This is a genomic window from Streptomyces sp. NPDC088923 (assembly GCF_044749745.1).
Classification (GTDB): Bacteria; Actinomycetota; Actinomycetes; order Streptomycetales; family Streptomycetaceae; genus Streptomyces.
Genome location: NZ_JBIVIO010000006.1, coordinates 29,575 through 52,951 on the forward strand (window position 1 = coordinate 29,575; position 23,377 = coordinate 52,951).

General features: G+C 73.5%; 17 protein-coding genes. 7 read left to right on the top strand and 10 right to left on the bottom strand.

Annotation, left to right across the window (positions count from 1 at the left end; all coding sequences use genetic code 11):
• Window positions 1-40: 40 nt before the first annotated feature.
• On the top strand, window positions 41-2,104 hold the full coding sequence (locus ACIP4O_RS22445) for a glycosyl hydrolase family 28-related protein (RefSeq protein WP_401576891.1): 2,064 nt from the start codon (window positions 41-43) through the stop codon (window positions 2,102-2,104).
• 146 nt (window positions 2,105-2,250) lie between these two features.
• A complete protein-coding gene (gene uvrA / locus ACIP4O_RS22450; protein ID WP_401576893.1) occupies window positions 2,251-4,653 on the top strand; it encodes an excinuclease ABC subunit UvrA in 2,403 nt (800 codons plus the stop codon).
• An 82-nt stretch (window positions 4,654-4,735) separates the two neighbouring features.
• On the opposite strand, the gene ACIP4O_RS22455 is transcribed toward uvrA, so the two are convergent.
• The 4 genes from ACIP4O_RS22455 to ACIP4O_RS22470 form a co-directional block, all read right to left on the bottom strand.
• On the bottom strand, window positions 4,736-6,010 hold the full coding sequence (locus tag ACIP4O_RS22455; protein WP_401576895.1) for an alpha/beta fold hydrolase: 1,275 nt from the start codon (window positions 6,008-6,010) through the stop codon (window positions 4,736-4,738).
• Window positions 6,011-6,066: 56 nt separating this feature from the next.
• Window positions 6,067-7,134: a hypothetical protein gene (locus ACIP4O_RS22460; protein ID WP_401576897.1), complete on the bottom strand. Its 1,068-nt coding sequence runs from the start codon at window positions 7,132-7,134 to the stop codon at window positions 6,067-6,069.
• Between the two features lie 126 nt (window positions 7,135-7,260).
• The gene (locus tag ACIP4O_RS22465) at window positions 7,261-8,937 is read right to left on the bottom strand and encodes an OPT/YSL family transporter (RefSeq protein ID WP_401576899.1); all 1,677 of its coding nucleotides are present in this window, start codon (window positions 8,935-8,937) and stop codon (window positions 7,261-7,263) included.
• Window positions 8,938-9,120: 183 nt separating this feature from the next.
• On the bottom strand, window positions 9,121-9,993 hold the full coding sequence (locus ACIP4O_RS22470; protein ID WP_401576901.1) for an IclR family transcriptional regulator: 873 nt from the start codon (window positions 9,991-9,993) through the stop codon (window positions 9,121-9,123).
• A 251-nt stretch (window positions 9,994-10,244) separates the two neighbouring features.
• On the opposite strand from ACIP4O_RS22470, the gene ACIP4O_RS22475 reads away from it, so the two are divergent.
• On the top strand, window positions 10,245-11,216 hold the full coding sequence (locus ACIP4O_RS22475; RefSeq protein WP_401576903.1) for an alpha/beta fold hydrolase: 972 nt from the start codon (window positions 10,245-10,247) through the stop codon (window positions 11,214-11,216).
• Between the two features lie 160 nt (window positions 11,217-11,376).
• Window positions 11,377-13,299 (top strand): heparinase II/III family protein, encoded by a 1,923-nt coding sequence (locus tag ACIP4O_RS22480; protein WP_401576904.1) that lies wholly within the window; start codon window positions 11,377-11,379, stop codon window positions 13,297-13,299.
• Window positions 13,300-13,447: 148 nt separating this feature from the next.
• On the opposite strand, the gene ACIP4O_RS22485 is transcribed toward ACIP4O_RS22480, so the two are convergent.
• From ACIP4O_RS22485 to ACIP4O_RS22495, 3 genes are read right to left on the bottom strand one after another with little or no spacing between them, the layout of a single operon-like run.
• The gene (locus ACIP4O_RS22485) at window positions 13,448-14,197 is read right to left on the bottom strand and encodes a succinate dehydrogenase/fumarate reductase iron-sulfur subunit (RefSeq protein ID WP_164283572.1); all 750 of its coding nucleotides are present in this window, start codon (window positions 14,195-14,197) and stop codon (window positions 13,448-13,450) included.
• Window positions 14,194-16,146, bottom strand: coding sequence for a fumarate reductase/succinate dehydrogenase flavoprotein subunit (locus ACIP4O_RS22490; protein ID WP_361333354.1), 1,953 nt, complete (start codon window positions 16,144-16,146; stop codon window positions 14,194-14,196). The genes ACIP4O_RS22485 and ACIP4O_RS22490 overlap by 4 nt, the downstream gene beginning before the upstream one ends.
• A 1-nt stretch (window position 16,147) precedes the next feature.
• Window positions 16,148-16,855 carry a succinate dehydrogenase gene (locus tag ACIP4O_RS22495; protein WP_164283576.1) on the bottom strand — a complete coding sequence of 236 codons (708 nt, stop codon included), beginning with the start codon at window positions 16,853-16,855 and terminating at the stop codon, window positions 16,148-16,150.
• Window positions 16,856-16,938: 83 nt separating this feature from the next.
• On the opposite strand from ACIP4O_RS22495, the gene ACIP4O_RS22500 reads away from it, so the two are divergent.
• Window positions 16,939-17,853 carry a LysR family transcriptional regulator gene (locus tag ACIP4O_RS22500; protein WP_009070484.1) on the top strand — a complete coding sequence of 305 codons (915 nt, stop codon included), beginning with the start codon at window positions 16,939-16,941 and terminating at the stop codon, window positions 17,851-17,853.
• A 100-nt stretch (window positions 17,854-17,953) separates the two neighbouring features.
• Here ACIP4O_RS22500 and ACIP4O_RS22505 read toward each other — a convergent pair whose 3' ends face one another.
• Together ACIP4O_RS22505 and ACIP4O_RS22510 are read right to left on the bottom strand one after the other, a co-directional pair.
• Window positions 17,954-20,113 (bottom strand): EAL domain-containing protein, encoded by a 2,160-nt coding sequence (locus ACIP4O_RS22505; RefSeq protein ID WP_361333351.1) that lies wholly within the window; start codon window positions 20,111-20,113, stop codon window positions 17,954-17,956.
• Window positions 20,110-20,925: an SAM-dependent methyltransferase gene (locus ACIP4O_RS22510; protein WP_401576908.1), complete on the bottom strand. Its 816-nt coding sequence runs from the start codon at window positions 20,923-20,925 to the stop codon at window positions 20,110-20,112. The genes ACIP4O_RS22505 and ACIP4O_RS22510 overlap by 4 nt, the downstream gene beginning before the upstream one ends.
• Before the next feature lie 734 nt (window positions 20,926-21,659).
• Between ACIP4O_RS22510 and ACIP4O_RS22515 the strand changes: the two genes are divergently transcribed.
• A complete protein-coding gene (locus ACIP4O_RS22515) occupies window positions 21,660-22,265 on the top strand; it encodes a hypothetical protein (protein WP_401576910.1) in 606 nt (201 codons plus the stop codon).
• A 141-nt stretch (window positions 22,266-22,406) separates the two neighbouring features.
• Entirely contained in the window at window positions 22,407-22,595 is a 189-nt protein-coding gene (locus ACIP4O_RS22520) for a hypothetical protein (protein ID WP_401576912.1), read from the top strand.
• A 54-nt stretch (window positions 22,596-22,649) separates the two neighbouring features.
• Here ACIP4O_RS22520 and ACIP4O_RS22525 read toward each other — a convergent pair whose 3' ends face one another.
• The gene (locus ACIP4O_RS22525; protein ID WP_401576914.1) at window positions 22,650-23,192 is read right to left on the bottom strand and encodes a hypothetical protein; all 543 of its coding nucleotides are present in this window, start codon (window positions 23,190-23,192) and stop codon (window positions 22,650-22,652) included.
• Between the last annotated feature and the right edge of the window lie 185 nt (window positions 23,193-23,377).

Genomic DNA, 23,377 nt, shown 5'->3' on the forward strand with positions numbered 1-23,377 from the left:
CCCCATACGCACGCGGCCGCTCCCGCTTCCCGTGGTGCCCATGGTTTCGAGAGGAACGTCCGTGATCAACAGGCACGCCGCGGCAGCCGTCCGCCGCAGACCCGCCCTGCTCGCCGCCCTGACCGCCGCCGCGCTCGGCGCGGGGCTCCTGAGCGCGGCCCCCGCCCTCGCCTCGGAGCCCGCGAGCGCGGGTCCCGCCGTCACCCGCGCCGGGCTCGACCCGGCACTCGTCTCCGGGCGCGGCGCCCGCGTCGGCTTCGCCGAGCAGGAGGCCGAGCACGCCGCGACGAACGGGACGGTCCTCGGCCCCGACCGCACCCCGTACCAGCTCCCCTCCGAGGCGAGCGGCCGCTCCGCCGTGAAACTGACCCCCGGCCAGTACGTCGAGTTCACGCTCCCGAAGGACGCCAACGCGCTCACCGTGCGCTACAGCATCCCCGACGCACCGGAGGGCGGCGGGATCACGGCGCCGCTCGACGTCTCGCTCGGCGGCAAGAAGCGCGCCACCATGACGCTGACCTCGCGGTACGCGTGGCTCTACAACCAGTACCCCTTCTCGAACGACCCGCGGGCCGACCTCCTGCACACCGACTGGTGGACCACCGAGTGCGACTGCGTACCGGCCGCCACGACGCCGGCGCCCTCGTTCGACAAGCCGTTCCGGCCCAGCCACTTCTACGACGAGCAGCGGCTCCGCCTCGACGGCACCTACCGCGCGGGCGAGAAGGTGCGGCTCACCGTGCCGCGCGGCAGCGCGGCCGCCTGGACCGCGATCGACCTGCTCGACTCCGAGAAGATCGCCGCGCCGAAGGTCTCGCTCCTGTCCGCGAACGTCCTCGCCTTCGGCGCCGACCCGACCGGGCGCAGGGACTCGGCGGCGGCGATCGAGCGCGCCATCGCCTTCGCGAAGCGCGCGCACCTCAAGGTCTACCTGCCGCCGGGGACGTACCAGGTCAACCGGCACCTCGTCGTGGACGACGTGACGATCGAGGGCGCGGGAAGCTGGTACACCGTCCTGAAGGGGAAGGAGGTCGCGCTCGACGAGCCCGCCGCCGACGGCTCGACGCACACCGGCGTCGGCGTCTACGGAAAGTCCGCGGCGGACGGCGGCTCGAAGGACGTGCACCTGTCCGGCTTCGCGATCGAGGGCGACGTACGCGAACGGATCGACACCGACCAGGTCAACGCGATCGGCGGCGCGATGAGCGACTCGACGATCAGCGGCCTCTACCTGCACCACACCAAGGTCGGCCTGTGGTTCGACGGCCCGATGCGGAACACGCAGGTCACGGACACCGTCATCGCGGACCAGATCGCCGACGGCCTCAACTTCCACACCGGCGTCCGCGACTCGCTCGTCCAGGACGTCTTCGTGCGCAACTCGGGCGACGACGGGCTCGCGATGTGGGCCGACAAGACGCAGAACAGCGGCAACACCTTCGACCACAACACCGTCCAGTCACCCGTCCTCGCCAACGCCATCGCGGTCTACGGCGGCGAGGACACCACGGTGAGCGACAACCTCGTCGCCGACCCGGTACGCGAGGGCAGCGGCCTGCACGCGGGCTCCCGCTTCGGCGCCGAGCCCTTCACGGGCCGTCTCGACTTCCGCGACAACACGACCGTCCGCGCCGGGACGCTCGACCTCAACTGGAAGATCGGCCTCGGCGCCATCTGGTTCTACGCGCTCGACCGCGACATCGACGCGGACGTCCGTGTCACCGGGGACCACTACCTCGACAGCACCTACAACGCGATCATGCTGGTCAGCGACTACGGCGTGAAGGACAAGGTCAAGCTGGAGGGCCTGAAGTTCAAGGACGTACGGGTCGACGGCACGGGCACCTCGGTGCTCAGCGCCCGTGTCGCCGGGTCCGCCTCCTTCGAGAACGTGGACGCGCGGAACGTCGGCGCGGTCGGCGTCAACAACTGCGGCTCGTTCAACTTCCCCGCGACCGGCTCCGAGTTCACCGTGCACGACCTCGGCGGCAACGACGGCGGCGGCACGACGGGCCCGTGGCTCGCCCCGTGGGAACTGCCGAACACGATCACGTGCGACGACCGCCCGCCCGTGGTCGCGCCGCCCGCGCCGCGGCCGTGGTGACACGCGGGCGCTGAGAACCAGGTGCCGGCCGGGGCGGCCAAGGCCCGGCCGGCACCTCCTCGCGTACGGGACGGCTCCCCCGCCCCGGGCGCGGCCCCGCGGCCCCCGGACCTGCGCGGACTCCCCCGCCTGCCTACGATCGCCGTATGACGAGCCCCCACGATCCCTACGTCCGGGTGCGCGGAGCGCGCGAGAACAATCTGCGGAACGTCGACGTCGACGTCCCGCGCGACATCCTCGCCGTCTTCACCGGCGTCTCGGGCTCGGGGAAGTCCTCGCTCGCCTTCGGGACGATCTACGCCGAGGCCCAGCGCCGCTACTTCGAGTCGGTCGCCCCGTACGCCAGACGGCTCATCCACCAGGTCGGCGCCCCGCACGTGGACGAGATCACCGGGCTGCCGCCCGCCGTCTCGCTCCAGCAGCGCCGCTCGGCCGGCTCCGCGCGCTCCTCGGTCGGCACCGTCACCACGCTCTCCAACCTGCTGCGGATGCTGTGGTCGCGCGCGGGCGACTACCCCGAGGGCGCCGAACGGCTCGACTCGGACTCCTTCTCGCCGAACACGGCCGTGGGCGCCTGCCCCGCGTGCCACGGCCGGGGCCGCGTGCACCGCACGAGCGAGGAACTGCTCGTCCCCGACCCGTCCCTCACGATCCGCGAGGGCGCGATCGCCGCGTGGCCGGGCGCCTGGCAGGGCAAGAACCTGCGGGACGTGCTCGACGCGCTCGGCTACGACGTGGACCGGCCCTGGCGGGAACTCGACGCGGCGGACCGCGAGTGGATTCTCCTCACGGACGAGACGCCGACCGTGACCGTCGAGCCGGTGCGCGAGGCGGGCCGCGTGCAGCGCCCGTACCAGGGCACGTACCAGAGCGCGCGCCGCTACGTCCTGAAGACCTTCGCCGACTCCAAGAGCGACACGCTGCGCGCGAAGGCGGCACGGTTCCTCACCGACGACCCGTGCCCCGTCTGCCGCGGGACGCGGCTCAAGCCGGAGGCCCTCGCCGTCACCTTCGCGGGGCGGACGATCGCGGAGACGGTCCGGCTGCCGCTCACCGCGCTCGCGGCGATGCTGCGCGGGGCGGGCGGCGGGAACACGGCGCGCGTGCTCGTGGAGGACCTGCTCCCGCGCGTCGAGACGATCATCGGTCTCGGCCTCGGCTACCTCTCGCTCGACCGCGCGACCCCGACGCTCTCCGCCGGCGAACTGCAACGCCTGCGCCTCGCCAGCCAGCTCCGCTCGGGGCTCTTCGGCGTCGTGTACGTGCTCGACGAGCCCTCGGCGGGACTGCACCCCGCCGACACGGAGGCGCTGCTCGACGTCCTGCACGGGCTCAAGCAGGCGGGCAACTCGGTCTTCGTCGTCGAGCACCACCTCACGGTCATGCGGCACGCCGACTGGCTCGTGGACGTCGGCCCGGGGGCCGGGGAGCACGGCGGCGAGGTGCTGCACAGCGGGCCCGTCGGGGGGCTCCAGGAGGTCGCGGAGTCGGTGACGCGCGAGTACCTCTTCGGCGGTCCGCGCCCGCGCCGGGTGCCGCCGCGCGAGCCCGCGGGGTGGGTGCGCCTGCGCGGGGTGCGCAAGCACAACATCGAAGGCGTGGACGTACGCGTCCCGCTCGGGGTGCTCACCGCCGTGACCGGGGTCTCGGGCTCGGGCAAGTCGACGCTCGTCCCGGACGTCCTCGCGGGCGCGCTCGACGCGCGGGCACGCGGCGAGGACCCGGGGTCCGCCGCTGCGTACACGGCGCTCGAAGGGGCGGAGGGCGTCCAGCGCGTCGTACGGGTCGACCAGCGCCCCATCGGCCGTACGCCCCGCTCCAACCTGGCCACGTACACCGGGCTCTTCGACACCGTGCGGAAGGTCTTCGCGGCGACGGACGAGGCGAAGGCGCGCGGGTACGGCGCGGGACGGTTCTCGTTCAACAACAGCGGCGGGCGCTGCGAGACGTGCCAGGGCGAGGGCTTCGTCTCCGTCGAACTCCTCTTCCTGCCGAGCACGTACGCGCCCTGCCCGGACTGCCACGGTGCCCGCTACAACCCGGACACCCTCGACGTGCGCTACCGGGACAAGAACATCGCGGACGTGCTCGGCCTGACGGTCGAGTCGGCCGCGGATTTCTTCGCGGACGTCCCCGCCGTCGCCCGCAGCCTGCGCACGCTCCTCGACGTCGGCCTCGGCTACCTGCGCCTCGGCCAGCCGGCCACGGAGCTGTCGGGCGGCGAGGCCCAGCGCATCAAGCTCGCGACCGAGTTGCAGCGCGTCCACCGCGGCCACACCGCCTACATCCTGGACGAGCCGACGACGGGCCTCCATCCCGCCGACGTCGACGTGCTGCTCCGTCAGCTCAACCGCCTCGTCGACGCGGGCGACACGGTCGTGGTCGTCGAGCACGACATGGCCGTCGTCGCCTCGGCGGACTGGGTCATCGACCTCGGCCCCGGCGGGGGCGACCAGGGCGGCCACCTCGTCGCGGAGGGCCGCCCCGAGGACGTGGCGAAGGCGGAGGGGAGCAGGACGGCGAAGTACCTCCGAGCCGCGCTGGATTGAGGCAGGGCGTACCCGCTGGGTGCGCCCGGGGTGAGGCCGCGGCCCGCGTCTTCCGCTGCCGCGGCCCCTCCCCCGACGCCCGTCAGTCCAGGCTCAGCAGGTGGTCCAGGACCTTCGGGTCGGCCTTCACCCCGTCGTGGCGGTGGTCGGCGGAGACCCAGGGGCGCAGCCCCCGTACGTGCGCGGCCGTCTCCAGGGACTGGTCGTGGTCCACGAACATGTCGTGCCGGTACACGGCGGCGGCGACCGGCACCTCGTTGGCGGCGAGCCGGTCGAGGTCGTAGAGGGCAGGCCAGTTTGTGCGCGTGGCAAGGGTCTCGGCGGCGGATTTGAGCGGGACGAGGGCGGGGTCCTCGTCGAACAGCCAGGGGTAGATCATCTCGCCCGTGAACAGGGGCGGCCCCGGGCGCTCGGCGTCGAACTCGGGGAACTCCTCGCGGACCCGGTGCGCGGACCAGCCGGTGGGCCGGCCGCCCTGAGCGTAGATCGCCTCGTGCAGGACGGCGTAGAGCGGCCGGGGAGCGAAGGAGACGACCGCGTCGACGCCGCGCAGGAACGGGTCGGAGAGCGCGGGGCCGTGCGGCCCGGCGACGAAGGCGCTCTCCAGGAGGTAGTGCAGGGAGTCGTACGCGGACGAGGTGCCGAAGGTGATGCCGAGGGTCTGGAAGCGGCGGGCCGTCAGCCGCTCGCCGGAGGGCATCGCCACGTCGTGCGCGCGGAGGTGGTCCACGACGCGTGCGGCGAGTCGCCGGTCTTCCGGGTAGCGGGCGAAGAACCGGGAGTTGGCGTCCAGGACGCGCCGGTAGGCGGCCCGGTAGACGTCGTCGGCGTGGCCGGTGAGGGTGGGCAGGCCGCCGGTGACGAGGGCGCGGGCGAGACCTTCGGGGGCGAGGCTCAGGTAGGTGAGCGCGCAGAAGCCCCCGAAGCTCTGGCCGAGCACGGTCCAGGGGCGGTCGCCCTGGAGGTGGCGGCGCAGCAGTTCGGCGTCGCGCACGATGGCGTCCGCCCGGAAGTGGCCCAGGTACGCGGCCGGGTCCGGACAGGCGGCGAGGGTGGTGCGGTCGGCGGGCGTGGAGCGGCCCGTGCCGCGCTGGTCCAGGAGGACGACGCGGAAGTCCTGGAGAGCACGGCGCAGCCAGGCGCCCGCCGCGTTCGGGCGCTCGGCACGCCCGCCCGGCCCGCCCTGGAGCCAGAGCAGCCGCGGCAGTTCGCGGCCCTCCAGTCCCTCGGCGACGACCTCGCGGGCGAAGAGGGAGATCCGCTCCCCTTCGGGCCTGCTGTGGTCAAGGGGCACGTCGAGGGTGTGGTCGGTGCAGACGAGCCCGTCGTGTCGGTAGGTGGTCAGGTCGTCGGTCAAATCCGGCTCCAGGGCGGGGGTACGGGTACGGGTACGGATGCGGCAGAGGGCCCGGCTCAGTAGCCCGCGACGCCCAGTTCGCGGCAGATCTCCACCAGCTCCGGATGGACGTAGACGCCGTCGCGCTCGACGCACTCGCCGTCGAGGTGGATCGACGGGCCGAGGACGGAGCCGTCGGTGTGGGCGGCGGAGACCCAGGGCTCGCCGCCGATCCAGGCGCCCTTGGTGCCGATGCCGAGTTCCACGCAGCCGAAGACGCGCTCGTCCTCGACGATGCGCCCGGTGGGCGCGGGGACGCCGGGGTTGAAGCCGAGCGACCAGTGCGCGACCCGGTACATGTTCGGGTCCTCCCAGGACGCCATCCAGCTGCGGAAGATCTCCGCGTCCTGCCCCTCGCCCTCGATCTTCGTGACGACGCCCTTCTCGACGGTGCAGCGGACCGGGGAGCGGAGCAGCCCGAGCTGGTCCGGCGGCCACAGGGCGCCGTCGAAGACGAGGACGCCCTCCTGCGTCTCCTCCAGCGGGTTCCAGGAGATCTGGCCGGAGAGCATGACGGTCTCGCCGGGCTTCTCGGCGGGCTTGCCGCGCAGGTTGATCGGCCGGTCGCCGTTGCGGCCCCGGATGTCGGTGCCGTTCGCGGAGGTGATGCGCACTTCGTCGGCCTGTTCGAGGAGCCGTACGAGCGCCTTGCCGAGCTTGATGACGCCGTCGAAGTCGGGGCGGCCCACCGTCGCGACGAGCATGTGCACGTCCATCGCGGTCAGGTTCGTGTAGCGGCAGCCGTTCGCCATCGCGCGGCGGAAGGCGTCGGAGTGCATGACGTACGAGACGGCGAACTCGATCCACACATCGGCGTCGGCTATCGCCCCCGCGACCGGGCGGGGCGGCTCCATCGAGGAGCCCGGCATCGTCTCGTACCAGACCACGACGGGGTGGGCGCCCGCAGCGGCGACGGCCTGCGCCGTGGCGTCCACGACGCGGCGGTCACTGCTCGTGTCGCCGGTGAGGACGACGTGCTCGCCGGGCTTGACGAGCATGACCTGCTCGACGAGCTTGCGGGCGGCGAGGGCGAGTTCGTAGCTCAGGTACTCGGGCCTCGGTTCGAGGCGGCTGTACATCTCCATGATGCTGTCTCCTTGCGATGGTGCGGGTGGTGCGGTGGTGCTCCGGCGGCGCTGCGCCGCGGCACCGTGGTGCCCGGCGCCCCGTTGCTCGGCGCCGTGCGGGAAGGTGGTCTGGGGGGCGGGGCCTCAGCCCGCCTTGACGATCTGGGCGGAGTCGCCCAGGGAACTGCCCGCGATGAGCCCGGCACCGACCAGGTTCAGCTCCTCGTCGGCGCGCGGGCCGCGCCACTTGCGGTAGCCGACGCGCACGGCGAGCGCGGCGAGGACCATCCAGCAGGCGTGCGGGGTGAGGATCAGCAGGCCCGTCGCGAGCATCACGCCCATCTGGCGGCGGACACCGCCGAGCAGTTGGACGAGCGCGCCCGGAATCGCCCAGAGCAGCAGGGTGCGCAGCACCCCCGGCTCGCCGAGGCCGTTCCTGACGGTGTCCGCGTAGACCTTGGCGACGGGCGGGACGAGGCCCTGCCGGAAGTAGGACTGCCACAGCACGGCGACGACGGCGAGGGCGGCGGCGAAGCCGATGAGGGCGGCGCGGAACTGCTCGCGGCGGCCTTCCCGCTCGTACGGGTCCCACGGGCGGTGCTCGCGGCGCAGCAGCCAGCCGGCCTTGAGGTCGTAGCCCATGTCGGCGAAGGCGGGCCCGGTCGCGGAGACGTAACCGACGAGGAGGGCGAGCGGCACGGAGGGGATGCCGATGAGCAGCCCGAGGATGAGGAAGATCAGCGTGACGGCGAAGGAGGGGAACCAGCCGGACTGCATGGCCGCGAGTCCCACGATGAGTTCATGGACGAGCGCGGCGAAGGCCGCGAAGAGCACCCAGCCCACGAGGGCCGCCGGGCTCATGTCGCCGACGAGGCCGCCGAGCACGGCGAGCAGCACGGCGCCCGCGACGAAGAGGGTGTAGCCGCGCACGAGGCTGCGGCGCAGGGCCCTCTCGTCGACGGTGTACGCGGTGGTGGGGTCGGCGGCCCCTGGTGCCTCCTGCCCCGTCGCGGTGCTGTCGCCCGTCGACGTGTTTCCTCGGCGCCGTACCAGCATGACGACCGCCTGCCCGAGCGCGACCACGCCCGCTCCCACCATGACGCCGTGCGGCACGTAGCCCGCGCCGAGGTCGGTGTGGAAGAGGTCGGGGCCGAACTCGCGCAGGCCGAGCCCGATACCGAACATGAGCAGCGCCCAGACGTTGCCGAGGAAGGCGACACCGGCGGCGGAGAAGGGGAGGCTGAGCAGGGTGCCGCCGAGGCCGACGAGCGTGCCCGCGCCGAGCACGAGGGCCCGCTTGCCGCCCCTGTCGCCCGCTTTGATCGTCTCGGCCGCCGCCGCGCCCGGCGGCCAGGCGCCGTCGGCGGGCAAAAGGCGGGAGCCGAAGGAGCGGTAGAGCACCCAGGTGTCGATCAGGAGACCGGCGAAGGAGCCGATGAGCATCGGCCACACCAGGTCCTTACGCCCGAAGACGTAGGGCACGGCGATGGAGGTGAGCAGCGCGTTCGCGGAGGCGAAGGTCGCGGCCGAGATGGCGCTCTGCGCGAGGTTCTGCCGGTGCACGTCGCGCATCGAGCGCAGTCCGGCGAGCGGTATCCGGCCGATCAGCATGGCGATGAGCGCGCCGACGACGGACGTGTTGGCGGAGATGCCGAGCTTGGCGACGAGGTCGGCCCCGATGACCGCGCCGACGACGGAGAGCACCACGAGCACGACGAACACGACGGGTTCGCGTACCCGGGGGTGGCCGGCTCCGGAGGCGGAGGTGCGCTCCGGCCGCTCCGGCGAGGGGGCGGTGGTGGGCGGCGAGGACTGGGACACGGGGGTACCCCTTGGTGCTGGGGCCCTTCCATCCCCCTGGGGGCGGGGGCGGCGGGCGGGGCGGGACGTTCGGGGGCGCGCCGGAGCGGTGGGCGGGCGCGCGGGGTGGCGCGTCGGGCCTCTGGGCGCGCGGGGTGGCGCGTCGGGGCGCGGCGGCGTGGGCCGACGGGGTCGTGGCAGTGGTCAGGAGCCGAAGGCGGCGGTGGCCTGTTCGGCGCCTCGCAGGACGAGTTCGGTGATGCGGCCGACCGCGCGGGTGACGCGGTGGGCGGGGCCGATGACGGTGAGCGAGGCGGCGACGGAGCCGGCCTGGAAGACGGGCGCCGAGACGGCGGTCACGGCCTCGTCGTACTCGCCGTGGCTCACGCTGTGGCCGCGTTCGCGGACCTCCGCGTAGATGCCGAGGAGGGTGTCGATATCGGTGACGGTGTGGTCGTTGAAGGACTGGAGCGGTGCCGCGCCGAAGAGCAGGCGCAACTCCGCCTCGGGGTAGTGGGCGAAGATGGCGTGCCCCGAGGCGCCCGCGTGACCTGGGATGACGGCGCCGACGATCGCGGTGTACCGCACGGGCCCGGTGCCGTCCACGGCGGCGGCGCAGCGATACCCGGCGCCCTGCGGGACGTTGAGCACGACGCTCTCGCCCGTCTCGCGCAGCAGCCCGGCGAGGATCGGGCGGACGAGCGAGGGGAGGACGCCGCTGTGCTCGCCGACCCGGGCGAGGCGCGAGACGGCGGGACCGAGGCGGTAGCGGCGCGTGGCGGGGTCGCAGCTGAGGAAGGACCGGGAGACGAGCGTCGTCAGGACGCGCTGCGCGACGGCCTTGTCCCAACCGTGCCGGCGCGCCATCTCGCTCACGCCCCACTCGGGGCGGCGCTCCGTGAAGGACAGCAGCGCGAGCAGGGCCCGGTCCGCGCCCTGGAGGACGCCGGGGCGAGCGGGCGCGGGAGCGTCGTCGTCGGCCGCGTCCACGGCCGGGCTCCCGGCACTCCCGGCGGGCCCGGGGATGACGGACCGCGTCGCTCCGTCCTCGGCAGCGGTGCCCTGCGCCTCGACCATCGCTTCGTCCTCTCCTCCTGCGGCTGAACCATGCGGCTGAACCGGCGTGCGGGTGGTGCGCTGAGCGCTACGCCGTTGCGCTCAGGGGCGAGAACTATCGGTGGGGCAGGCCGGGGGTGTCAAGGGGTCCCCGGGGCCTTTCGCACGCCGGGGCCGAGCCGGTTTTGCCGTCCCGGCAAGTCCGCTTGGCCTCCGCGTGACCTGGGCGAATGCTCGGGGGTGTCCGATCCGCGCGTCTCCCGGAGGTCCACGTGACCACGTCCGCTCCCCCCGCCCGCCACCGCCTGCTCGAACTCCCCGGCGGCCGGGTGCACGCCGTCGAGCAGGGCGAGGGGCCGCTCGTGCTGCTGCTCCACGGCTTCCCCGAGTCGTGGTACGCGTGGCGGCACCAGTTGCCCGTGCTCGCCGCCGCCGGGTACCGCGCCGTCGCCGTGGACGCGCGGGGGTACGGGCGGTCCTCGCGGCCCGGGGACGCCGAGGCGTACCGGGCCCTCGCGCTCGTCGGTGAACTCGTCGCGCTCGTACGGGCCCTGGGCGAGGAGCGGGCCGTGCTCGCGGGGCACGACTGGGGGGCCACGCTCGCCGGGCAGGCCGGGCTGCTGCGGCCCGAGGTGTTCCCGGCGATCGCGCTGCTCGGCGTCCCGTACACCCCTCCGGGCGGCCCCCGGCCTTCGGAGGTCTTCGCCGCGATGGGCGGCGACGAGGAGTTCTACGTGCCGTTCCTCCAACGGCCCGGCGTCGAGGCCGAGATGGAGCGGGACGTACGGGGCTGGCTCGCCGGGTTCTACGCGACGCTCTCCGGGCGGAGCGGCGTCGTGCCGCCCGGCCCGTTCTTCGTGCCGCGCGGGCACGCGATGCGGGAGCGCTTCGTGGAGGGGCCACTCCCCTCGTGGCTGAGCGAGGCCGAACTCGACTTCCATGCAGCAGAGTTCGAGCGCACGGGCTTCGGCGGCGCGCTCGCCAGGTACCGCGTCATGGACCGCGACTGGGAGGACCTCGCGGCCTGGGAGGGCGAGCCGCTGCGGCAGCCCTCGCTCTTCCTCGCGGGCCGGGAGGACGCCTCGCTCGCCTGGCTCTCCGAAGCCGTCGACGCCTTCCCTCGCACTCTCCCCGGACTCAGGGGCACCCACCTCCTGGAGGGCTGCGGGCACTGGGTGCAGCAGGAGCGGCCCCAGGAGGTCAACGCGGTCCTCCTGGAGTGGCTGGCCGGTCTGGACCGCTGACCGGCCGCCCGTGACGGCACGCATGGCAAGCGTTTTCTGTCCGTGCCGTCCGGGCCATTGACCTCGTCCCGCCCCTCGCGTTCCATGACAGGGCCGCCGTGTTCTTCGCGCGCGCCGCTCCCCCGGCGCGCCGCCCGCCCCTGCCCGAGGAGTCCCCGGCATGCCCTCAGCCCTCTCGCTCTCCGACCTGTTCTCGCCCGGCCTCGTCGCGGCGCGCCTTCCCGCGCTCGGCGAATGGAGCGCCGTACCGGCGCCCGGCGTGCGGTGGCCCTTCGACGAGGCGACGCGCGCCCGCGTCCTCGCCGAGGCGCGGGCCGCGCTCGGCGAGCCGTGGCCCGCGCTGCCCGCCTCGCTCTTCGCGCGGTTCGCGCGCGACGGGGACCGCGCCGCGTACCAGGCGCCGTGGGACGCGCGGCGGGCGAGGCTCGGCCGCGCGCTGCTCGCGCTGGCGGCGGCGGAGGGGGCGGACGCGTCCGAAGGCACCGAGGAACGCGACGCGTTCGCCGACGAGGTCATGGACGGGGTGTGGGCGCTGTGCGAGGAGACCTCCTGGGTGTGGCCCGCGCACGATTTCCGCGTGCTCGACGCGCGGCGGGGGCTGCTCCCCGACCCCGGCGTGCCGACGCTCGACCTGGGCGCGTCGACGACGGCGGTGCTCCTCGCGCTCGCGGACGCGCTCGCGGGGGACGCGCTCGACGCACGCGATCCGCTGCTGCGGCGCCGGCTGCGCGGCGAGGTGTGGACGCGGGTGCTCGGGCCGTACCTGGAGCGCTCCGAGTGGGGCTGGTACGACGGCTCGACGGCGAAGCTCAACAACTGGAACCCGTGGATTCACTCGGACCTCCTGCTCGCGACCGCGCTGACGGTCGAGGACCGGGCCTCCCGCGCGGCGCTCGTCGGCAAGATCGTGCGCGGGCTCGACCACTACCTGGCGGCACGACCGGCGGACGGCGGCTGCGACGAGGGCCCGCACTACTGGTGGCGCGCGGGCGCCTCGCTCTTCGAGTGCCTGGAGCTGCTGACCTCGTTGCTCGGGACGGGCGAGGCGGTCTTCACCGAGCCCCTGATCCGGGACACGGCGCGGTATCCGCTGCTCGCGCACGTCGGTGACGGGTGGTCCGTGAGCTTCGCGGACGGTCCCGCCCGGTCGCGCGAGGCGACTCCCGCGGTCCTGTACCGGTACGGGCTGCGTACGGGGCAGCCCGACGTGGCCGCGCACGCGCGGGCCCTGCGGGGCGCGGCCGACCCGGTCCTGCCCGAGGACGCCACGCCCTACGACCTGCGGCGGGTCCTCGGCGCGCTGCTCGATGCCGAGTGGCGCGCGGCGGACGAGGCGGCGTTCCCGTACCCGGGTCAGGGCTGGCTCCCCGGCACGCAGGTGCTCGTGGCTCGCGAGACGGAGGGGACGGCGCGCGGGCTGCTGCTCGCGGCGAAGGGCGGGCACAACGACGAGAGCCACAACCACAACGACGTCGGCTCGTTCCTCGTCGCCGTGGACGCGCGCCCGCTGATCATCGACGTCGGCGTCGGTACGTACCGCAGGGAGACCTTCGGCCCGGAGCGGTACGGGATCTGGTCGATGACGAGCGCGTACCACAACGTGCCGGAGGTGAACGGGCACGGGCAGCCGCCGGGCCGGGACTTCGCCGCGCGCGAGGCGCGCGCCGAACTGGGCGCCGGACGCGCCGCGCTGACGCTCGACCTCGCGGGCGCCTACCCGGAGCGGGCGGGGCTGCGGTCCTGGGAGCGCACCTCGGCGCTGGTACGGGGCGAGGAGCCGCGCGTCGAGATCCGTGACGTCTGGCGGCTCGACGCGGCCCCGCGGCGGCTCGTCCTGCACCTGCTGCTCGGCGGCGAGGTCACCGTGCCGGGCGCGGGACGGGCCCTCGTCCGGCCGTCGCGGGGGCGGGGGCTCGCGCTCGCGTGGGACGACGCCGCCTTCGCCGCCGAGGTCGAGACCGTCGTCCTGGACGATCCCGCCTTCGCGCGGGTGTGGGGCGAGGCGGTGCGCCGGCTCGTCCTCACCGCGCGAGCGCCGGGGGCCGAGGGGACGCATGTGCTGACCGCGCGTGCGGTCGGTTGACCGGGGGCGGCCGGCGGGGCGGCGGGAGCGCCCGGTCGGTCGCGGACATGCGCACGCCCCGGGCCTCCCCTCGTCAGGAAGGGGTGCCCGGGGCGTACGGCGGGAGCGGTGGAGCCGCCCCCGCGAAGGGCCGGCGTGCCCGCGGCGGTCAGCGCTTGCCGGCCTTGCGCTGGGCGCGCAGCCACTCGCGGTTCATGTTCGTGATGGACATGAGCGGGATACCCTTCGGGCAGGCGGTGGCGCACTCGCCGGTGAGCGTGCAGCCGCCGAAGCCCTCGGTGTCCATCTGGGCGACCATGTCGAGGACGCGGGTCTCGCGCTCGGGGGCGCCCTGCGGCAGGACGTTGAGGTGGTTGATCTTCGCCGAGGTGAAGAGCATCGCGGAGCCGTTGGGGCAGGCCGCGACGCAGGCGCCGCAGCCGATGCACTCGGCGTGCTCGAAGGCGTAGTCCGCGTCGGGCTTGGGGACCGGCGTGGAGTGGGCCTCGGGCGCGGTGCCGGTCGCGGCGGAGATGTAGCCGCCGGACTGGATGATCCGGTCGAAGGCCGAGCGGTTCACCGCGAGGTCCTTGATGACCGGGAAGGCCGCCGCGCGCCACGGCTCGATGTCGATCGTGTCGCCGTCCTTGAAGGACCGCATGTGGAGCTGGCAGGTGGTGGTGCGCTCGGGGCCGTGCGCGTCACCGTTGATGACGAGCGAGCAGGCCCCACAGATGCCCTCGCGGCAGTCGTGGTCGAAGGCCACCGGGTCCTCGCCCTTGAGGGTGAGTTCCTCGTTGAGGGTGTCGAGCATTTCGAGGAAGGACATGTCCTCGGAGATGCTGTCCACCTCGTAGGTGACCATGGCGCCGGGGGCGTCCGCGTTCTTCTGGCGCCAGACGCGCAGGGTGAGCTTCATGCGTAGCTCCGCTGGGTGGGGTGGACGTACTCGAAGACCAGGTCTTCCTTGTGCAGGACGGGGGCCGCACCGCTGCCGGTGTACTCCCAGGCGGCGGCGTAGGAGAACTCCTCGTCCCTGCGGGCGGCCTCGCCGTCCGGGGTCTGCGACTCGACGCGGAAGTGGCCGCCGCAGGACTCGGCGCGGTGCAGCGCGTCGAGGCACATCAGCTCGGCGAGTTCGAGGTAGTCCACGACGCGGTTGGCGCGCTCCAGGGACTGGTTGAACTCGGCGCCCTCGCCGGGGACCTTGATCCGCTTCCAGAACTCCTCGCGGATCTGGGGGATGCGGGCCAGGGCCTTGCGCAGGCCCTCGTCGGTGCGGGCCATGCCGCAGTACTCCCACATCAGCTCACCGATCTCGCGGTGGAAGCTGTCGGGGGTGCGGTCGCCGTCGACGGCGAGGAGTCGCTCCAGGCGGTCCGTGGTCTCCTTGACGGCCTCGACGGCCGCCGGGTGCTCGGCGGTGACCTCGGCCGGCTTGGGGTTCTTCGCGATGTAGTCGTTGATGGTGGCCGGGAGGACGAAGTAGCCGTCCGCGAGGCCCTGCATCAGCGCCGAGGCGCCGAGGCGGTTGGCGCCGTGGTCGGAGAAGTTCGCCTCGCCGATCGCGAAGAGGCCGGGGATGGTGGTCTGGAGGTCGTAGCCGACCCAGAGGCCGCCCATCGTGTAGTGCACCGCGGGGTAGATCCGCATCGGGACCGTGTACGGGTCCTCGTCGGTGATCCGCTGGTACATGTCGAAGAGGTTGCCGTACTTGGCCTCGACGGCCTTGCGGCCCATGCGCGAGATCGCCTCGGCGAAGTCGAGGTAGACGCCCTGGCCGCCGGGGCCGACGCCGCGGCCCTCGTCGCACACGTTCTTCGCGGCGCGGGAGGCGATGTCGCGGGGCACGAGGTTGCCGAAGGACGGGTAGATGCGCTCCAGGTAGTAGTCGCGCTCGTCCTCGGGGATCTGGTTCGGCGGACGCTGGTCGCCCTTGGCCTTGGGCACCCAGATACGGCCGTCGTTGCGCAGCGACTCGCTCATGAGGGTGAGCTTGGACTGGTGGTCCCCGGTGCGCGGGATGCAGGTCGGGTGGATCTGCGTGAAGCAGGGGTTGGCGAAGTACGCGCCCTTGCGGTGCGCCCGCCAGATGGCGGTCGCGTTGGAGTTCATCGCGTTGGTCGAGAGGTAGAAGACGTTGCCGTAACCGCCCGAGGCGAGGACGACGGCGTCCGCGAAGTGCGTCTCGATCTCGCCGGTGATCAGGTCGCGCGCGACGATGCCGCGGGCGCGCCCGTCCACCATGATCAGTTCGAGCATCTCGGTGCGCGCGTGCAGTTCGATGTTGCCGGCCGCGACCTGCCGCGAGAGCGCCTGGTAGGCGCCGAGCAGGAGCTGCTGGCCCGTCTGGCCGCGGGCGTAGAAGGTACGGGAGACCTGGACGCCGCCGAAGGAGCGGTTGTCGAGGAGGCCACCGTACTCGCGGGCGAAGGGGACGCCCTGGGCGACGCACTGGTCGATGATCTCGACGGAGATCTCGGCGAGGCGGTGCACGTTCGACTCGCGGGCGCGGAAGTCGCCGCCCTTGACCGTGTCGTAGAAGAGGCGGTGCACGGAGTCGCCGTCGTTGCGGTAGTTCTTCGCGGCGTTGATGCCGCCCTGCGCGGCGACCGAGTGGGCGCGGCGCGGGGAGTCCTGGAAGCAGAACTGGATGACGTGGTAGCCCTGCTCGGCGAGCGTGGCGCCCGCGGAGCCGCCCGCGAGGCCGGTGCCGACGACGATGACGCGGTGCTTGCGGCGGTTGGCGGGGTTCACGAGCTTGGCGTGGAAGCGGTAGTCGCTCCAGCGCTCGGCGACGGGGCCCTCGGGGGCGGAGCCGTCGACGAGGGGCGCTTCGGCCGTCTCGTACTGGACGAAGTCAGTCATGTCAGTCCACCAATCCGGTCATGACGCCGACCGGGACGGCGATGAAGCCGAGCGTGATCACGACGGCGAGCACGTTCGCGAGGGTCTTGAGCACCAGGTCGCGGCTGCGGCTGCCGACACCGAGGGTCTGGGCCGCGCTGTAGAAGCCGTGCTGGATGTGGAGGCCGAGGGCGAGCATCGCGACGATGTAGATCACGTTGCCGTACCAGGTGGAGAAGGTGTCCACCACGTTGGCGTAGGGGTGACCGTGCTGGAAACCGCCGCTGTGCACGGTGCCGGTGGTGAGGTCCAGGATGTGCCACACGATGAAGAGGGCGAGGACGATCCCGCCGTAGCGCATGGTGTGGGTCGCGTAGGAGGCACGGCGGCGCGGGTGCGCGTACTTGACCGGGCGGGCCTTCTGGTCGCGGCGGCTGAGCTGGTACGCGGAGACGGCGTGGGCCACGACGGCGACGACCAGGACGACACGGATGACCCAGAGCGTCCACTCGTAGTGCATGAAGGGTTCGCCGACGGTGCGCAGCCAGTGGGCGTAGTCGTCGAAGGTCCCGGGTCCGAAGAAGATCTTCAGGTTGCCGTACATGTGGGCGATCAAGTACAGCAGCATGAGAAGGCCGGAGACGGCCATCACTGTCTTCTTGCCGACGGAGGAATCCCAGATCATTCGCGTCCTGGACGGCCGTCGGTCCGTCCCTGGTGCCAGAGCCATGTCAAGCAAGGTAGGGCCGAACGGCCCAAGAGGTCCAAGAGATCACTGGCCTCATTTCCATAGCCCTGGCCTATCGTTGCACCATGCAGTTCCAGCAGCTCCAGTATTTCGTGGCCGTGGCGGAGACCCGGCACTTCACGCGCGCCGCCGAGATCGTGCACGTCGCGCAGCCCTCGCTCTCGCAGCAGATCAAGGCGCTGGAGCGTGAGCTGGGAGCCGAACTCTTCAGCCGCGCAAGGGGAAACATCACGCTCACCGACGCGGGTGAGGCACTGCTTCCGCTGGCCAGACGCATCCTGGAGGACGCCGAGACCGCGCACCACGAAGTGGGCGAAATCGCACAGCTGCGCAGGGGGCGGGTGCGGCTCGGCGCGACCCCCAGTCTGTGCACGGGACTGCTCCCCGACGTCCTGCGGACGTATCACGATCGTTATCCGGGCATCCAGCTCCTCATCGAGGAGGGCGGCTCGCACGACCTCGTACGGGAGCTGGCGCGCGGCGCGCTCGACCTCGCGCTGGTCGTGCTCCCGCTGCCGACCGCGTCACCGGCGCTGGAGACGGTGGAGCTGCTCCACGAGGACCTCGTGGTCGTCTCCTCGCTGCTGCGGACCGCCCCCGGCTCGGGCGGCGGACGCGGGCGCAGGGTGCGCATCGCCGATCTGCGCGAGGAACGCCTCGTGATGTTCCGGCACGGCTACGACCTGCGGGAACTGACCGTCGCCGCGTGCCGCAACGAGGGCTTCGAGCCGTCCTTCGCGGTCGAGGGCGGCGAGATGGACGCCGTGCTCGGCTTCGTCCGGGCCGGACTCGGCGCGGCCGTCGTCCCGCGCATGGTCGCCGAGCGCCCGGGCTCGGGACTCCGCGTCACCCCGCTCGCCTCGCCCGGCCTGCACCGCACGATCGCCCTCGCCCACCGCAGCGACGTGGCTCCGCCCCGGGCGGCGCGCGAGTTGCAGGAGATCTTGGTGCGGGAGGCGGCGCGGTTGCAGGCGGAGTGAGGGGACGGGGGGCCGTACGGAGGCGGCGGGGCCGGGGAGGGGGCGCCCCGCCGCACGGACACGGCGCCCGGCCCCGTACCCCGACCCGTACCTCGGCCTCTCAGCCCGTCACCGCGTCCACCAGGGCCAGCTCCCTGACCCGCGCCGCCGGGCCCGGGCGGGCGTAGTACCAGCCCTGGGCCGTGTCGCAGCCGAGTTCGCGGAGCTGCTCGGCCTGGGCGCTGGTCTCGACGCCCTCGACCGTGACCGCGAGGTCGAGACTGTGGGCGAGCGCGACGATGCCCTCGACGATCTTGAGGTCCACGGGGTCGGCGGGGAACTGCTGCATCCCCTGCGTGAAGGCGCGGTCGAGCTTGAGGACGCTCACCGGGAGCCGGCGCAGGTTGGCGAGGTTCGAGTAGCCGGTGCCGAAGTCGTCGAGCGCGATGTCCACGCCCATCTCGGCGAGCCGCCGCAGCGGTTTGAGGAGGTCGTCGTCGGCGCCGATGAGCGCGGACTCGGTGACCTCCAGGCACAGCGCGCCCGGCGGGAGCCCCGTGCGTTCCAGGATCTCGACGGTGTCGGCGACGAGCCGCGGGTGCTGGAGCTGGCACGGCGAGAGGTTGACGTTGACGCGCAGCGGCGCGGGCCCTCCGTGCTCCTCCTGCCACAGCCGGGCCTGGCGCGCGGACTCGTCGAGCACCCAGCGGCCGAGCGGCACGATGAGGCCGGTGTGCTCGGCGAGCGGGATGAAGCGGTCGGGGCTGATCGTGCCGTGCTGCGGGTGCGACCACCGTACGAGCGCCTCCGCGCCGTGCACCGTGCCGTCGCCGAGGTCGACGAGCGGCTGGTACTCGATGAAGAACTCGCCGCGCTCCAGCGCCGCGGGCAGCGAGGTCGTCAGTCCGTGCCGGGTGATCGCGCGGGCGTCGGCCTCGGGGTCGGCGACCTCGTAGCGGTTGCCGCCCGCCGCCTTGGCCCGGTACATCGTGATGTCGGCGCTGCGCAGCACCTCGGCGGGCCCGCGCTTGCCGCCCCCCGGGCCCTCCACGATGCCGATACTGCCGCGCACGGTCAGCTCCCGGCCGTCCACGCGCACCGGCGTGGCGAGGGCCTGCATCATGCGCCCGGCCAGCTCGTGGACCTCCTCGCGGGCGCGGGGCCCGGTCGTGAGCGCGACGAACTCGTCGCCGCCGATGCGCGCCACGATCTCCCCTGCGCCGCCCGCGCAGCCCTGGAGCCGGTCCGCGACCTCGACGAGGAGCCGGTCCCCGGCGTCGTGGCCGAGGCTGTCATTGATCGTCTTGAAGCCGTCGAGGTCCAGGTAGCAGAGGCCGAAACGGTTGTTCTCGCCGGCCTGGAGCGCCTTGTCGAGGCGTTCGAAGAAGAGCGTGCGGTTGGGCAGCCCGGTGAGCGCGTCGTGCGTCGCCTCGTACCGCAGCCGCAGGTTCAGCAGGCGCCGTTCGGTGGTGTCCTCCAGGAGCGCGAGCTGGTAGAGCGGGCGGCCCTCGTCGTCGCGCAGGAGCGAGACGGTGAGGTTGGTCCACAGGACGGTGCCGTCGTGGCGGTAGAAGGGCTTCTCGGCCTGGAAGTACTCGCGCGTCCCCGTGACCAGTTCCTCGTACAGGCGCCAGACGGTCGGCGAGTCGTCGGGGTGGGCCCACGCGCGGACGTTGGTGCCGCGCAGCGAGCTGACGAGACCGCCGAACATCCCGGCGAGCGCGTCGTTCGCCTCGACGATGACTCCGTCCATGTCCGCGATGCTGATGCCGAGCGCGGCACCCTCGAAAACGGCCCGGAAGCGCGCCTCGCTCACGTGCAGGGCCCGCTCCACGGCGGCGCGCGCGCCGAGCGCGGCCCGCGAGATCGCCTCCTGCTCGGTACGGGTCCGCTCGCGCAGCGCCCCGGCGAAACCGGCCGCCATGGCGTGCTGGATGCGGGCGCCGCGCGCGGCGAGGTCCTCGTGCGGCCCGTCGTCCCCGCAGTACAGGACGAGGTACGCCTCGACGACGTCGAGCGTGCGGCTGAGCGTCTCCGGGTCGGTGCAGTGCGCGGCGACGAGGGCGGCGCCGATGCCGCGCGCCTCCTCGGCGTCGAAGACGCGGGCGTGCAGCGCGGCGCGCAGGCGGTGCGCGAGCGGCAGGAGCAGCTTCTCGAACTCGGGGCGGGTCAGTGAGGTAGCGGTGAGCGGGAAGAGTGCGCGGCTCCAGATGGTCGCGAACCTGCCGACGCGATCGGCCGGCTCGTCCCGTGTCCCGCCCGTCCCGCTTGCCTCGCTCACGCCTTGCGCCCCACGCCCGCGTACCCGGAATTCGCGTACGGGTCCGCTTCCTCGCCCGCCGCCTGCTCGGGCCGCCACTCCGCCATCGGGACGAGTCCGGGTGCGACGAGTGCGGTGCCGTCGAAGAAACGGGCGATCTCCTCGGCGGTGCGCATGACGAGCGGGTTGCGGATGTCGCGGTAGACGTCGACGGCGCCGCTCGCCTCCTGCCGCGAGGTGGGGATGTGCTCGTACGCGGCGTGCGTGAGGATCAGCATGCTGCCGGGGGCGAGCGCGTCGAGGAGTTCGGCGACGGGGGCCGCCGGGTTCTCGCTGTCCTCGATGAAGTGGAGCACCGCGACGAGCAGGAGCGCCACGGGCCGGTCCAGGTCGATGAGTTCGCCGAAGGCGGGGGCCCCGAGGATCTCGGCGGGCTTGCGCAGGTCGGCGGCGACGACGCTGGCGAGCGGGTCGCCGTCGAGCACGGCCTCGCTGTGCGCGACGGCGACGGGGTCGTGGTCGACGTAGACGACGCGCGCCTCGGGGGCGAGGGCGCGGGCGACCTCGTGGACGCTGCCGAAGGTGGGGATGCCGGAGCCGATGTCGAGGAACTGCGTGACGCCTTCGGAGACCGCGTAGCGCACCGCGCGCCGCATGAAGGCACGATTCGCCTGCATGATCTTGGGGAGCCCCGGCAGGTGGGCCATCGCGCGCCGCGCGGCCTCCCGGTCCACCTCGAAGTTGTGCGAGCCGCCCAGGTAGTAGTCGTAGATCCGGGAGACGCTCGGAACCGTTATGTCGATTCCCTGCGGGGCCCAGGCGGGTCGCTCCATCGGTGCTCCAAGTCGCTGCGAGTGGGGGCCGGGGTGGCCGAAGCCGGTGGTGGGGTGCGGTGCTCGTTTCTCCGGGTGCGGCGGCCCGTCGCGCGCGGTCTCCCGGGCTCCGGGGCGGTCGCGCGCGGGTGGGGTCGCCTGCGCAGAGGCTACTGATCAGGCGCCAGAAGAGCGAGCAAAAACGGAAAATGACCGTCCGTTCCCGGTCATCACCTGGGCGGCGACGACACGGTTCCCTTTCTCCCCGGCCCGCTGGCGGCCCGCTGGCACTTTACGTCGCCGGGGCCCACGCGGAAAACGGGGTCCGCCCCGCGCACCCGCCCGAACTACGGTCCGCGCAGGCCGACTTGACGAAGGCGGGGGACAAGTTTTCCCAGCGGGCAGCGAATTAGCGGGAATTCACCCGTTTCGTCCGGGCGGGCGCGGGGCGAAAACCGGCCGGAGGGCGGACGGGAGCGTTTTCGGGAAACTGAGCGTTCTCGTGCGCTTTCGTTCACTTGCCCTCGGAATTCGTCTGACTTCATCGCCGGCGGCGCAATGGTTTCCAGCGGGTTCGTGGCGCTCGCGGACGAAGCGTCCGCTTCCGCACACGTTACCGGCGGGTGTTTCACCCGGGCGCGGCACCGCGTGACCCGTCCGCCCGGCAGCGGGCGCGGCGCGGGGTCCGGCTCCTTAGCGTCGGGGCGGGGTACGGGTGCTCCGGCCCGTGCCGCGTCCGCGCCTGGGAGGCTCGCATGCGCCCGAAACGTACCGGCTCCGCCGTTCTCGTCGGTGTCACGGCTCTGGCCGGTTCCCTGCCCTGGCCCGCACTGGCCGACGGGGCCCCCTCCCCGCTCACCGCCGCGGTCAGCCCCGAGGCGGCGGCGCCGGGGGCGCGGGTCCGCGTATCGGTACGGGGCTGCGCGGGTCCCACGACGGTCCGCTCGGCCCTCTTCGCGCCCCGCACGCTCGCCCCCGGGGCCTCCGCACACGTGACGCTTTCCGGCCAGGCGCGCCACGGCACCACGTACGACCTCACCTTCGACTGCGCGGACGGCCGCCAGTACCGCGCCCGCCTGGAAGTGACGGAGGGCGGCGCCGGGATTCCCGAACCGCCGAGGCCGAAGGAGCGGGCGGAGGACGGACGGCCGCACACCGATCCGTGGACGGGACCGGAGCACGACGCGGAACCGGAGTGGCGGGCCGACCAGGACCACGCGCCCACCCGCGCACCGGACAAGGGGGTCCACGCCGGAGCGGGCGGCGCCGTCTCCGGCACCTTCTCCACGGGCAACCTGGCACTCGGCGCCCTGCTGGTGGGAGGCGTGCTGACGTACGCGTACCGCAGAAGCAGGCCGTAGCGGGCGGGCGGCGGGAGCAGGCCGCGGGAACGAGCCGCGGCGGACGCGTGCGGGAGCGGCCCCGGAGCGGACGCGTGCGGGGGCGGCTCCGGGGCGGACGCGTGAGGGAGCGGCCCGGGACGCGGGCGGCATACTCGCGGGATGACCGACACCGTGGCGGGGATACTCGCCGAGGCATGGGACGGACCGTGGTACCGCGTCCGCACCGACCGCTTCCTCGCGTCGTTCCTCCCCGGCGCGGGCGAGGACCTGGACGCCCTCCGCACCGTGGATGTCGAGGTGGTACTGACCGCCGACGGCGCGAACGCCGCCCCGCGCGCGGGCGGATGACACCGTTGGGCGGGCCCTCGTGCGGTCCGGGGCCGTCGCCCGCGCCGTCCGCGCTCACCGCGCCTGCGGCGTCACCCCTCCGCGTGAGCGCAGCGCCTCCGTGCGGGCCGCGCGGTCCTCGGCGCGGCGGCGGAGGTAGAGGACGCCGCCGCCGAGCACCGCGGCGACGACGAGGCCGCCGCCGACCGCCATGTCCGCGGGGCTCGCCCTGCGCGCCGAGGTCCCGCCGACACCGCCGTGGACCGCGCCGCGGAAGGCCGTGAAGGCGGCGGGGCGGGTCAGCTCCCCGCCGGGGCAGCGGGCCGTGACGTCGTACCGCCCCGGCCGCGAGGCCGAGCCGAGGGTGAAGGCGGCCGTCGCGCTGTCCCCGCCGTCGACCGGGCGCAGCCGGGCGGAGGGGAAGCCGGGTGAGTCGACGGTGCCGCCCGTGCAGGCCCGTACGACGACCGTGACCCTCCCGCCGAGCGGCACGGAGGCGGGTGTCACGACGATCTCCTGCGGGCTCGGACCGTCCTGACTCGCCCGGGCGGGCACGCCGCCCCCCAGGGCGACGACGACGGCACAGCCTGCGGCCAGGGCGGCGGGGATGGTGCGCATGAAAGCCCTCCGGGGAAGCGGGCGGCCCCCGGGGTCCTTCCCCGGCGGTCGATGGCGGCCCCCGCGCCACGAGCCTTCGCCGCCCCGCCCCGCGCCGCACCCGGGGATACGCCGCCCCGGTGCACCATTCGCCCCGTCAGTCGAGCGGGCGCGGCGCGGGGATCGCCGCCCCGCCCGGCCACTCC